The 12934-nt window shown below is 71.0% G+C and carries 6 protein-coding genes; 5 read left to right on the forward strand and 1 reads right to left on the reverse strand.

Annotated elements, in window-relative coordinates; genetic code table 11:
- Positions 1-44 precede the first annotated feature (44 nt).
- Positions 45-1361: a SidA/IucD/PvdA family monooxygenase gene (locus ACWF9G_RS00500; RefSeq protein WP_452512556.1), complete on the forward strand. Its 1317-nt coding sequence runs from the start codon at positions 45-47 to the stop codon at positions 1359-1361.
- A 58-nt stretch (positions 1362-1419) separates the two neighbouring features.
- Here ACWF9G_RS00500 and ACWF9G_RS00505 read toward each other — a convergent pair whose 3' ends face one another.
- The gene (locus ACWF9G_RS00505) at positions 1420-2085 is read right to left on the reverse strand and encodes a GNAT family N-acetyltransferase (RefSeq protein ID WP_452512557.1); all 666 of its coding nucleotides are present in this window, start codon (positions 2083-2085) and stop codon (positions 1420-1422) included.
- 256 nt (positions 2086-2341) lie between these two features.
- Between ACWF9G_RS00505 and ACWF9G_RS00510 the strand changes: the two genes are divergently transcribed.
- From ACWF9G_RS00510 to ACWF9G_RS00525, 4 genes are read left to right on the forward strand one after another with little or no spacing between them, the layout of a single operon-like run.
- Positions 2342-3094 carry a thioesterase II family protein gene (locus ACWF9G_RS00510; protein WP_452512559.1) on the forward strand — a complete coding sequence of 251 codons (753 nt, stop codon included), beginning with the start codon at positions 2342-2344 and terminating at the stop codon, positions 3092-3094.
- Positions 3091-4413: a beta-ketoacyl [acyl carrier protein] synthase domain-containing protein gene (locus ACWF9G_RS00515; RefSeq protein ID WP_452512561.1), complete on the forward strand. Its 1323-nt coding sequence runs from the start codon at positions 3091-3093 to the stop codon at positions 4411-4413. Before ACWF9G_RS00510 ends, ACWF9G_RS00515 begins: the two co-directional genes overlap by 4 nt.
- Positions 4406-7672, forward strand: coding sequence for a nocobactin polyketide synthase NbtC (gene nbtC, locus ACWF9G_RS00520; protein ID WP_452512563.1), 3267 nt, complete (start codon positions 4406-4408; stop codon positions 7670-7672). The genes ACWF9G_RS00515 and nbtC overlap by 8 nt, the downstream gene beginning before the upstream one ends.
- A gap of 13 nt (positions 7673-7685) precedes the next feature.
- A complete protein-coding gene (locus tag ACWF9G_RS00525) occupies positions 7686-12806 on the forward strand; it encodes an amino acid adenylation domain-containing protein (RefSeq protein WP_452512564.1) in 5121 nt (1706 codons plus the stop codon).
- Positions 12807-12934 lie beyond the last annotated feature (128 nt).

Raw genomic sequence — 12934 nt, forward strand, 5'->3', positions numbered from 1 at the left:
GGATCGTGTTCGGGCAATCGCCCTGTGGACGATCCCGGCGCGATATGCGTGAGAGAGTGGAGAACGAACCGGTGGAAACCCTCCTGGTAGTCGGAGCGGGGCCGAAAGCCCTTGCGGTGGCAGCGAAATCGCACGTCCTGCGCACGCTCGGCCTGCCCGCGCCGCGCGTTGTCGTCGTCGAGTCGCACGCGGTCGGCGGCAACTGGCTGCCCAGCGGCGGCTGGACCGACGGCCAGCACCGGCTCGGTACCAGCCCCGAAAAGGACATCGGCTTCCCGTATCACTCCACCTGGGCGCGCGGGCGCAACCGCGACATCGACCAGGCGATGTCCGCGTTCAGCTGGACCTCGTTCCTGATCGAGCACGGCACCTACGCCGAGTGGATCGACCGCGGCAGGCCCAGCCCGCAGCATCACGTGTGGGCCAAGTACCTGCAGTGGGTCGCCAAGTCCATCGACCTCGAGCTCGTGCTCGGCCGGGTCGAGCAGATTCGCCACGGCGGCAACGCCGTCGGTGACCAGTGGCAGGTCGGCGTCGTCGACGCCGACGGCAACCGCACCGAGCTCACCGCCGACGGCCTGATGATCACCGGCCCCGGCCGCAGCAGCCGCGCGCTCGCCGAACACCCGCGCGTGCTCAGCATCGCCGAATTCTGGGACCTCGCGGGCAAGCGCAGCCTCCCGGCCGCCTCCCGCGCCGCGGTGATCGGCGGCGGCGAGACCGCGGGCTCGGCGCTGGACGAACTGGTCCGCCACGAGATGCTCACCATCTCGGTGATCTCGCCGATGGCGACGCTCTACACCCGCGGCGAGAGCTTCTTCGAGAACTCGCTGTTCAGCGACCCGGTGAAGTGGAACGCGTTGAGCATCCAGGAACGCCGCGACGTCATCCGGCGCACCGACCGCGGCGTGTTCTCGGTGCGCGTGCAGGAAAGCCTGCTCGGCGACAACCGGGTGCACCATCTACAGGGCCGGGTCACCAAGATCGCGCCGCATGGCGAGTCGTTGTCGCTGACCCTGACCAATGAGCTGCGCGCCGACCAGGTGCACAACTTCGACCTGGTCGTCGACGCCACCGGCGGTCAGCCGCTGTGGTTCCTCGACATGTTCGACCAGCAGACCGCCGACCTGCTCGAGCTCGCCGTGGGCGGCCCACTGACCCAGCAGCGCATCGAGTCCGCGATCGGCTACGACCTGGCCGTCACCGGACTGGCGGGCAAGCTGTTCCTGCCGAACATGGCCGCGATGGCCCAGGGCCCCGGGTTCCCCAATCTCAGCTGCCTCGGCGAACTCTCGGACCGCGTGCTGCGCACCGAGCCCGCCAGGGCGCGTGCCGGCGCGAGTCACTTCGCCGCGCGCTGAGGTACCGAACGAAGAACAGCCCCGCGCCGGAAGGCGCGGGGCTGTTGTCGTCGTCGGCTCAGACGCGGGCGACCGGCATGTCGTCGGGGGTGCGCGGCGCCGCGTAGAGCGCGATGCGGCGGTCGTGGCGCACGTCGAATTCGTCGACCCGGTGGAAGCCCGCCTTGGTGAGGCTGCGGCAGATGGCCTGGTTGCGGTGGTCGGGATCGCCCATGACGCGGCGGCATTCGGAGTTCGCGGCGAAGACCGCGGTGACCATCGTGGCGATCCAGCCGGTCATGATGCCCTTGCCGATCACGGCCGGGTCGGCGGTGGCGATGTGGAAGCCGATGTCACCGGGCGCCGAGTCGTAGAGGCGGCCGATCTCGTCCTTGGCGGCGCGGTAGAACTCGAGGTAGGCGATGTCGCGGGTGCCGAGTTCCGGCTGACCGAGCACCGCGAAATCGAGGCTGAGAATGCACGGGCGGGAATAGGTTCCGGCCAGCTGTGCCTGGAAATCGGCGCGGCGGCGATCGGCGTCCCAGTCCTGCTCCCACGACTCGAGCAGGTGCGGGCGGGCCATCCACTCGGCGAGCAGTTCGGGATCGGTGCCGTCCGGGTCGGCTACGCGCAGGGCGAAGGGCGCCGCGAAGACGGGCAACTCCGGTGCCGGTGCGGCGGCCACCTCGGCGGGCAGATCGGTCTGCTCGCGGGGTAGCGCGTAGGAAGTCCCGGCGGGGTTCATCTGCTAGGTGCTCCGTTCAATCGTAATCTTGGTCACCTCGATGGGTAAGGCTAGCCTATACTAATGCCTTGGTGTTACTGTTGCCCGACCGATCGCCCGGTGGTTGCCAGTCCATGGCCGAACCGGGTCGGTCTCGGGTGCAACAGGATTCGCCCCGGTCCCGGACGACTGTGTCGGGCCGGTCCGTGCCTCGGCACGGAGTTGGACAGTGTGAAACGGCGGCGCGACCCCTGCGCGGCCGGTTAGGGAGAGCGACATGGCAAGAGAACTCGGCTGGATCAGGCAATTCCAGGCCCCCCGGACCGATTCCCTACCGCCGCTGATCGTCTTCCCGCACGCGGGCGCCGGCGCATCGGCCTATCGGGTGTTCGCCAAGCGTATGGGCCAGGATTTCGACACCGTCATCATGCAGTACCCCGGCCGTCAGGACCGGGCGCGTGAGGCCGCCGCCGAGACCCTGCCCGAGCTGGCCGCAGGCGCTTTCGCGGCCTTCCGTGACTCCGCCCACGACACCGGCGCTCCGCTGACCGTCTTCGGCCACAGCATGGGTTCCGTCGCCGCCTTCGAATTCGTCCGGCTGGCCGAGGCCGCCGGGTTGTCCGTTCGTTTGCTGGTGGTCTCCGCGGCGGCCGCGCCGCACCGGATCGCCGAGCTCCCCGGACATCCCACCGAGGACGAGGAATTGCTCGACCACATGGCCGCCCTCAACGGCACCGGCGCCGACGTGATGGCCAGCCGCGAGGTCATGCGGATGGCTCTGCCGGTCCTCAAGGCCGACTACCGCGCCTTCGATGCCTACTCCTGCGGCACCGACGTCCAGGTCGCCGCGCCCCTGCTTGTCCTCGGCGGCGACGACGATCCGTTCGTCGGCCCGCGTGACCTCTACGCCTGGGAGACCAGCACCAGCGCCGAGATCGAGGTGAACCTGTTCGCGGGTGGCCACTTCTACATCGACGAGAACATCGACGGCATCGCCGAGGTACTCGCCGGTCAGGCGCTGGCCCGATGAGCGCCGTGACCGATCCCATCGTCATCGTCGGCATGGGCGTCGAGGCGCCCGGCGGCATCGACACCCTGCCCGGGTTCTGGTCGGCGCTGGCCACCGGCCGTGAGCTGATCGGCCCGTTCCCGCGCGATCGCGAATGGCCGCTCGACGAGCTGTTCGCCCTCGGCAGGCTCGACGGCTGGGCCCCGGTGCGCGACGCGGGCGGCTTCCTCGACGGCGCCACCGAGTTCGACGCCCAGTTCTTCGGCATCACCCCGCGCGAAGCGGTCGCCATGGACCCGCAGCAGCGGGTGGCCATGCGGGTGGCGTGGCGCGCGCTCGAGCACGCGGGCATCAATCCCGGTGCGCTCGACGGTGATTCGGCCGGTGTGTGGATGGGCGTCTCGACGGTCGAGTACGGACCCCGGGTCGGGGGCGTCAACGAGTACAGCGGCTACCGGGCCACCGGCACCGCGCTCGGCGCGGTCGCGGGCCGCATCTCGCACGGGCTCGGCCTGGTCGGGCCGTCGATCAGCGTGGACACCGCGTGCGCTTCGTCGCTGACCGCCGTGCACCAGGCCGCCTCGGCGATCCGTGCGGGCGAATGCGACTGGGCGCTGGCGGGCGGCGTGTGCGTGATGGGCTCGCCCGGCGCGTTCTACGAGTTCTCCAAGAACAACGCCCTGGCCACCGACGGCCACTGCCGTTCCTACGCCGCCGACCCGACCGGAACCCTGTGGGGCGAAGGCGCGGGTGTCATTGTGCTGGAACGGGAATCGCGGGCCAAGGCGCTCGGGCACCGCATCTACGGACAGCTGCTCGGTTCGCGGGTCAACCACAACGGCGCGGGCGCGCCGATCGCGGTCCCCAGCGCGACGGCCCAGCAGCGGCTCATCGAGGCCACCGTCGCCGCGGCCGGGATCAGCGCGAACGACATCGGCCTGATCGAAGGCCACGGCACCGGCACCGCCGTCGGTGATCCGCTCGAATTGACCGCGCTGGCAGCCACTTACGGCGCCCCGGAGCGCGGCGACGACGGACCGCTGCTCGGCTCGGTGAAGTCCAACGCGGGCCACGCCCAGGCCGCCTCGGGCATGCTCGGGCTGATCAAGGTGCTGCTGTGCGGCGCCAACGGCGTGATCGCGCCGAGCCTGTGGGCCGACGCCCCGACCACCGATATCGACTGGGACGCGACCAGTCTGCGGCTCGCCGCCGAACTCACCGACTGGGCGCCGCGCGCGGACGGCCTGCGCTATGCCGCGGTGTCCTCGTTCGGTGTCGCGGGAACCAATGCGCACGCCATCGTCGGCCTGCCGGTGCTGGAGGAGACCAACCATGGCTGAGTACCGTCTGCCCGACGGCTCCGTTCCCGTCCTGCTGTCGTCCGACAGCGTCGACGGGCTGCGGGCCGAAGCCGCCGCCCTGCGCGGCTACGTCGAGTCCCGTCCCGAGGTGACTCCGGAACGCCTGGCGGACACGCTGTTCCGCACCCGGGTGGCCCGTCGCCGTCGCGCCCTGGTGCTGGCACCGCCGTCGACGGCCGACGCCGCCGCGGCGCGCACCGACCTGCTGGCCGCGCTCGACGCGATCGCCACCGACACCGACCACCCGTCGGTGGTCCGGGGCGACACTCCCGCCAGCGCCCGCCGCATCGGCTTCGTCTTCCCCGGTCAGGGCAGTCAGCGCCCCGGCATGGGCGCGGTGTTCTACGAGCTGTCGGCCGCCTACCGCGCCGTCGTCGACGAGTGCGCCGCCATCCACGCCGAACGGTTCGGGCACTCCAAGCCGCTGCACTATCTGCTCGGCCACGAGGGGCAGTACGAGGACACGGTGTGGGAAGTGCAGCCCGCGTTGATGTTCCACATGACGGGCCTGGCCGCGGTGTGGCGGGCGGCGGGTGTGCAACCGCACGCGACCATCGGCCACAGCCAGGGCGAGCTCGCCGCGGGCGCGGTGTCCGGCGTGATGACACTGCGTGATTCGGTGCTCGCGGTGACGCATCGCGCCGTGCTCGCGGACCGGCTGTCCCCGCGCGGCTATTCGATGGCGGTCTTCGGGATGGACCGCGAGAGTGTGGAAGCGCTGATGGCGCGGAACTCGGGATGGGCCGAGCTCGCGGTCGTCAACTCGCCGCACATCATCGCCATCTCCGGTGAGCGCGGCGCCGTCGTCGAGCTGGTGGCCGCGGCCACCGAGCGCGGCCAGTTCGCCAGGGAGATCCGGGTCGCCTTCCCCGCGCACACCTCCATCGTCGCCGAGGTGCGGACCGATTTCGAAGGCTTCCTCGGTGACGAGATGAGCACCCCGAACTTCGCCGCGTCCGAGATCCCCTGCTATGGCGCGACACTGGGCGAAATGATCACGCCCGATCTCAAGCAGGAGGAGTACTGGTTCTGGAACCTGCGCAACCGCGTCCGGTTCGACCGCGCCGTGATCAGCGCGGGCAGTGACGGCGTCGACCTGATGATCGAGGTCGCCGAGCATCCGGTGCTGCAACTGGCCCTGCAGGAGAATTTGAGTCTGGTCCCGAACCGTCCCGGCCTGCCTCCGCGCGATTTCCGCGTGCTCGGCACCTCGCTGCGCACCGCGGACGGACTCTCGGAGTTCACCCGCAACCTGGCCCAGGTCGCCGTCCTCGACGCCGACTACCGCTGGGACGCATTGCGTGTCGACGACTCCGTCAGCCTCCCGCTGCGCGACTTCCCGCACACGATCACCGCACCCAAGCGGCTCTGGGCGCCGCTCGGCGCACACGAGACTCCGGCCGAACTCGTGGTCACCACGCCGAAACCGCAACGGCTGGTGGAACAGTGGACCCCGCTGCAGCGCCGGTCGCTCACCGCACCGCGCAGCCTGCTCCTCGTCGACCCGACGGGCGACTGCGCCGAGCTGGCCGCCGCGCTGGTCACCGCTGCCGACCGCCACGGCGCCGACGCGCGCGTTCTCGTGCCGGGTACGCAGGCGAATAGCGCGAGCGCGCCGGCTGCGCAGGCCAACGGCGCGAGTGCGCCGAGTGCTCTAGCGAACGGCCGGGCAGCGTTCGACGGCACACCCCCGGGTGGCCATTCGGCTACCGACGAGCCCGCTGCCGACACCGTGATCATCTTGCTCCCGCCGACCGCCGCCGACGACAGCGCCGGTGCGATCGACGCGCTCACGGAGTTCTTCGCCGAACGCGCCTGGGCCCCCGCGCTATCCGCGCTCCGCCCCGGCGGCGAGTGCTGGCTGCTGACCGTCGGCGGCGAGACCGTGCACGACGGCGATCCGATCCCCGGACTGTTCCAGTCGGGCGTCACCGCCGGATTCCGCAGCGTCGGAATCGAACACCCCGGCGTCCTGTTCCGGCATCTCGATCTCGCCGCGGACGAACCCGCGTCCGCGCAGGCCGCCAAGATCGTCGGCGCCGTGCACTCCACGGGCGAGGCCGAGCTGGCGCTGCGGTCGGGCAAGGTGTTCGTGAAGCGCCTGGTTCCGGATACCGTCGTCGAAACGGGTGCGCTGGGAACCGATCTCGATCATGTGGTCATCGTCGGCGGCACCGGCCAGCTGGGCCTGCGCTTCACCGACCACCTGGCGCGGACCGGCGCCGGTCGTGTCACCCTGCTCAGCCGCAGCGGCGAAACCGAGGCGCTGGCAGGCGAACTGACTCGCCTGCGTGGTCTCGGCAGCACCGAGATCGTGGTGCGGGCGTGCGACGTCAGCGATGCCGGTGCGGCCGCCGCCTTCGGCGCCGAGATCGCCGATCGCCCGGTCGACCTGGTGATCCACGCCGCCGTCAACTACGTCGACGCCGAACTCGACCAGATCACCGCCGCCGACGTCCACACCGCCGCCAGCGCCAAACTGCGCGGCCTGGACAACCTCGTCGACGCCGCACCGCTGGCAGGCGACGCGCGCGTCCTGCTGTGCTCGTCCATGGCGGCCACCCTGGGTGGCCGCGGCCAGATCCTGTACGCGGTGACCAACCGCATGCTCGACGTCGCCGCCCGCAGGCTGCGCGCCCGTGGCATCGCCGCGGCCAGCCTGCAGTGGGGCCTGTGGAGCGTGGCCGGTCCGCTCGACGACGCCGGTTTCGCCCGCGTGGAAGAGGCCGGGGTGTACCCGATGGTTCCGGCCGACGCGATCGAAGCCGGGCTCGCCGAGCCCGTCCGCGACGGCATGATCATCGCGGCCGACTGGGACTTCCTGCGCGAGGTGCTCGGCGCCTTCGGCCAGGACAGCGTGCTCACCGGCCTGGAGTCCAGTGCGCCTGTGCGGCAGGTGAGTTCGGCCGCCGAGGCCACCGGCGTCGCGCGTCCGCAGTCCACTGCCGACGCCGCGCCGACCGTGAGCGTGGCACCGGCGAGCGCGCCGGCCGACAGCACCCCGCTCGACCTGCGCATGCGCACCGAACTGCTCAAGGTGATCGGCGGCGACAGCGCCGAATCCATCGACGCCACCATGCCGTTGGTCGCCCTCGGCCTCGACTCGTTGCAGGCCTTGGACTTCCGCAAGCGGGTCAAGGCGGAACTGGATCGCGATCTGCCGGTCGCGGCGATTCTCGGCGGCGCGTCGCTCGACGATGTCGTGCTGCTGATGGCACAGAACACCAACCAGGGCTAGGGGCCGAAAGAATATGTCAGACACCGAAGCCACCCTGTCCGTCGCGGAGCGTCGCAAGCTGCTGCTGCAGCAGAAACTGCGCGCGAGCGGCATGGCCGCCGCCACCTCCGAACCTGTCGCCGTGCCGCGGATCGCGGCGGGCGAGCGGCGCCCGCTCACGCCCGGCCAGCGCCGCATGTGGTTCCTGCAGACCCGCGACGCCGAGGACACCGCCCTCACCATCTGCGTCGCCTACCGGCTCACCGGCTCGCTCGACGCCGACCGGCTGCACGCCGCCTTCGACGCGGTGGTGGCTCGCCACGACATCCTGCGCAGCACCTACGGCGCCGATGCCGACGGTGAGCCGTTCCAGGTGTTCACCGACGACGCGCGCGCCGAGTGGCAGACCCACGACCTGACCGATCTCGCCGAATCCGGTCGTGACCTGCGGGTGGAGGTGCTGGCCCGGCGCGAGTTCGGCCGCCCCTTCGCCCTTGGCACCGAACTGCCGCTGCGCGCCACTCTGATCCGCACCGGCGCCGACGAGCACGTGGTGCTGTTCGCCATCCACCACATCTGCTGGGACGACGACTCCTGGGCCGTGTTCTTCGCCGAGCTCAACGCCGCCTATCGCCGTGCGGGTGCCGTGCGGGGAGACGGCGAGTCCGGCACCGTGCAGTTCGCGGCGATCGCGCCCACCGCCGAACCCGCCGACGCCGACGTCGCCTACTGGCGCGATGCTCTGCGCCCGCTGCCCGAACCACTCGAGCTGCCCGGTTCCGCCGCCGCCAACCCCGGCCGCAACGCCCAGCGCCGCACCCACCGCCTCCCCGCCGACCTCGTCACCCGCACCGAGCAGTTCGCGCGCGAACAGGCCGCGACCCCGTTCATGGTGCTGCTGGCCGGTTTCGACGCCCTCGTGCACCGCTACACCGCCGCCGAGGACTTCCTCGTCTCCATCCCGGTCACCGACCGCCCCGCTGGCACCGAACAGCTCATCGGCTACTTCGGCAACACCCTGCTGCTGCGTGCTGCCCTCGGCGCGCGCGACGACTTCGCCCACCTCGTCGCCGCCGTGCGCGATACCTGCGCGGGCGCCTTCGCGCGACGCGGCGTCGGCATCGATCGTGTTGTGCGCGAAGCCAACCCGGACCGCGTCGCCGGTCGCGACGGCATGGACCAGCTGGTCCGGCTCGGCTTCAGCGTCCGCAAGAGCGCCGACGGCTTCGCCATCGACGGCGTCACCTCCGCCCAACTCGACCTCGGCGCCGCGAGCGCGCAGGTGCCGCTGGCCCTTGCCATCGTCCTCGAGGACGACGGCACCGCGGTGGTGGAAGCCGAATACCAGACCGATGTGCTCACCGAAGCCATCGTCGACCAGCTGCTGGTGCACTTCGGCCAGCTTCTCGACGCCGCGCTGCGCGACCCGCGGCGCAGGCTCGGCGACCTCGACATGCTCGGCGCCGCCGACCGCGCCGCGCTGCTGGAGCGCTCGCACGGCGTGCTCGTCGATCAGCCCGCGACCACCCTCGTCGCCCTGCTCGAGGCCGCCGCTGCCGCCACCCCCGACGCGATCGCGCTGGCCTCCGACGACATCGAGCTCAGCTACGGCGCCCTGCACGCGCGCGCGAACCGGTTGGCGCACTGGCTGATCGGCCAGGGCATCGGCGCCGAGGACATCGTCGGCCTGCGCCTCGGCACCTCGGTGGAGTTCATCGTCGCCGTGCTCGCGGTGCTGAAGGCGGGCGGCGCGTACCTGCCGATCGACCCGGCCTACCCCGAGGACCGGATCGAGTACCTGGTCGAGGACGCGAACCCCCGATTACTGCTCGGCGCAGTGGAATTGGCGGCCGCGGAGTCGACGGCGGCCGAGCTGCCCGCGACCGCGCCGACGGACGCGGACCGGCTGCGCCCCCTGCTGCCCGCGAACCTCGCCTACGTCATCTACACCTCCGGCTCCACCGGCAAGCCCAAGGGTGTTCCGGTGCCGCACTCGGCGATCGCCGAACACATCGTCTGCTTCACCGCCGACTGGAACATGACCGCCGAGGACCGGCTGATGCAGTCCTCGTCGGTGAGTTTCGACGCCTCGCTGGTCGACATCGCCATCACGCTCACGGTCGGCGCGCAGCTGATCGTGCCCAAGCCCAACGCTTTCCGCGATATCCGCTACGTCGCCGACCTCATCACCCGCCGCCAGGTGACGGTGCTGCACATGGTGCCGTCGATGCTCAGCACCTTCCTGCTGCTGCCCGAGGTGAGCGAATGGCGTTCGCTGCGTCAGGTTCCCGTCGGCGGCGAGGCGCTGCCCGGCGAGGTCGCCGACCGGTTCGCCAACACACTCGAGGCCGAACTGCGCAACCACTACGGCCCGACCGAGGCCGTGGTCTGCTCGACGCACATGCCGGTCGAGGGCCCGCAGGGCACCGGTGTGGTGCCGATCGGCATCCCCAACCGCAACGTCTACACCTATGTCCTGGACGAGGCGCTGCAGCTGGTGCCGGATGGTGTCGTCGGCGAGCTGTACCTGGGCGGCGATCAGCTGGCCCGCGGCTACCTGGACCGCCCTGCACTGAGCGCGCAGCGCTTCGTCGCCGACCCGTTCACCCCGGGCGCCCGCCTCTACCGCTCCGGTGACCTGGTGCGCCGCAACAGCTTCGGTGAGCTCGACTTCGTCGGCCGCGCCGACGAGCAGGTGAAGGTGCGCGGTTTCCGCATCGAGCTCGGCGAGGTCGAGGCCGCGATCGCCGCGCATCCCGCCGTCGCGCACTGCGTCGTCGTGGTGACCGAGGATCCCGCCATCGGCGCCATGCTGGCCGCCTACGTGGTGCCCGCCGAAGGCACCGTCGACCTCGAACAGGTGCACGCCTTCGCCGCCGGCGCGCTGCCGGAGTTCATGGTGCCCAGCGGGTTCGCGGTGATCCCCGAGATCCCGCTGACCGTCAACGGCAAGCTCGACAAGCGCGCGCTGCCCGCGGCGACCCCCGCGGTCGTGCGCACCCACCGCGCTCCGGCGACGGCTACCGAGCGCAAGGTGTGCGCCCTGTTCGGCGCCCTGTTCAACCTCGACGAGGTCGGTGCGGAGGACTCGTTCTTCGAACTCGGCGGGCACTCGCTGCTGGCCGCGCGTCTGGTCGCCCAGGTGCGGGCCGAGTTCGGCGTCGAGCTGGACGTTCGCGTCGTCTTCGACAGCCCGACCCCGGCGGCACTGGCCGCCAACCTGGTCGCCCGCTTCCTGGCCGAGTTCGACATCGACCTCGATGCTGTCGACTCCGATGTCGACGACGAACCCGCCGCGGACCCGAGCGTCGGCTCCGGTTCCGGCTCGGCGGGCGCTGACGGCGAGTCGGCGGACATCTCCGGTGTCGCCGCACCGTCGAGCCGCCCCGTGATCGGCGGACGCGCGCGCGGCGAGCGGATTCCGCTGTCGTACTCGCAGCTGGCCATGTGGTTCCAGTACCGCATGGAAGGCGCCGGCTCGGTCGGCAATCTGCCGCTGGCCCTGCGTTTCGACGGTGCGCTCGACATCGCCGCACTGCGTTCGGCACTCGATGATGTCGTCGCCCGGCACGAGTCCCTGCGCACCACGTTCCCCGAACACGACGGCGTTCCCTACCAGGTCGTGCACCCCGCCACCGCGGTACCGCTGCCTATCAGGGAGATCGCTCCCGGCGAGCTCACCGCGGAACTGGCGGCCATCGCCGACTACGCCTTCACCCTCGACGGCGAGCCGCTGATCCGCGCCGAACTGCTGGTGCTCGACGCGGACACCCATGTGCTGTCGCTGCTCGTGCACCACATCGTCGCCGACCACGCGTCCTTCGGCGTGCTGCTCGACGACCTCACCGTCGCCTACCGGGCGCGCAGCGAGCAGGGTGACGCGCCGGGCTGGAGTCCGCTGCCGATCCAGTTCGCCGACTACGCCCTGTGGCAGCGTGAGCTGTTCGACCAGGCCGAGCCGAGCGAGTTCGCGCAGACCCAGATCGAATTCTGGCGCTCGGCGCTGGCCGGTGTGCCCGAGGAGATCGCGGTCGCCCACGACCGTCCGCGTCCGCCGGTGCTCGGCAAGCGCGGCGAGGTGGTCACCTTCGCGCTCCCCGCCACCGTGCGGTCCGGTCTCGAATCGCTCGCGATGCGCAGCGGCGCCACCGAATTCATGGTCTGCCAGGCCGCGGTCGCCACGCTGCTGCACACCCTCGGCGGCGGCACCGACATCACCCTCGGCACCCCGGTGGCGGCCCGCACCGATTCGGCGACGACGAACCTGATCGGCCTGTTCGCCAACATGGTGGTCCTGCGCAACGACCTGTCGGGCGCACCGACCTTGCGCGACACCGTGATCGGTGCCCGCAATGTCGTGCTCGACGCCAACGCGCACCAGGAACTGCCGGTCGAACGCCTCGTCGAGGCGCTCAACCCGCGCCGCTCCCGCTCACGGAACCCTCTGTTCCAGAGCATGATCCACTTCCGCGGCGCCGACTGGGCACCCACAACACTGCCGTTCGCGACCTCGGGCGCGTCGACGGTCACGGTGCTGCCCGCCGACTTCGACGTCTCGTTCCTCGACCTGAACCTGAGCCTGAACGTGACCGCCGACGGCGGCATGGACGTGCGGGTCGTCGTCAACGCCGATCTCTACGATCCGGCCACCGCGGCACTCATCGCCGACGCGCTGGCAGCCACCCTGCGCGCCTTCGCCGAGACCCCGGACCTGCCGGTCGCCGACCTGCGGGTACTGCCCGCGGCGGACCTCGAGCGACTCCTCGCCGCCCCGGCGCCGGTCACCGCGACCGCCGTCGCCACCGATGCGGTGGCGGGCTCCGATACCGAGCGCACCCTGATCACGCTGATCGAGGAGCTGCTCGAGATCGACGACGTCACCGGTGAGGACAACTTCTTCGGCCTCGGCGGCGACAGCGTCATCTCCATCCAGTGGTCGGCCCGCGCCGTGGAACTCGGCCTGGCGCTGACCCCGCAGCTGGTGTTCGAGTGCGCCACGATCACCGAACTCGCCGCCGCGGTGGACGCCGCCGGTTCCTCGGAGCAGGCACAAGCCGAAGAGCCCGAACAGGTCTCGCATGCGCCGATGAGCGCCTCGGGTCTGGAAGCCGATGCGTTGTCCGCGTTGACGGCAGCCTGGTCCGCCCAGGGATGAGCAGTTCGGCGCGCACGCACCAATGCTCGATGCCATTCGACAACACGGCATCGAGCGTGGAGCGGCGCGCGGATTTCGGCACCAGCCGCGCCCGATGCGCGGCCGACCGGCGGCTGTGGCTTCCGCAC

The sequence above is a fragment of the Nocardia sp. NPDC055029 genome, assembly GCF_053608525.1.

Coding starts and splice junctions, on each gene's coding strand:
- ACWF9G_RS00500 (WP_452512556.1), top strand. CDS start 45: ATGCGTGAGAGAGTGGAGAACGAACCGGTGGAAACCCTCCTGGTAGTC.
- ACWF9G_RS00505 (WP_452512557.1), bottom strand. CDS start 2,085: ATGAACCCCGCCGGGACTTCCTACGCGCTACCCCGCGAGCAGACCGAT.
- ACWF9G_RS00510 (WP_452512559.1), top strand. CDS start 2,342: ATGGCAAGAGAACTCGGCTGGATCAGGCAATTCCAGGCCCCCCGGACC.
- ACWF9G_RS00515 (WP_452512561.1), top strand. CDS start 3,091: ATGAGCGCCGTGACCGATCCCATCGTCATCGTCGGCATGGGCGTCGAG.
- nbtC (WP_452512563.1), top strand. CDS start 4,406: ATGGCTGAGTACCGTCTGCCCGACGGCTCCGTTCCCGTCCTGCTGTCG.
- ACWF9G_RS00525 (WP_452512564.1), top strand. CDS start 7,686: ATGTCAGACACCGAAGCCACCCTGTCCGTCGCGGAGCGTCGCAAGCTG.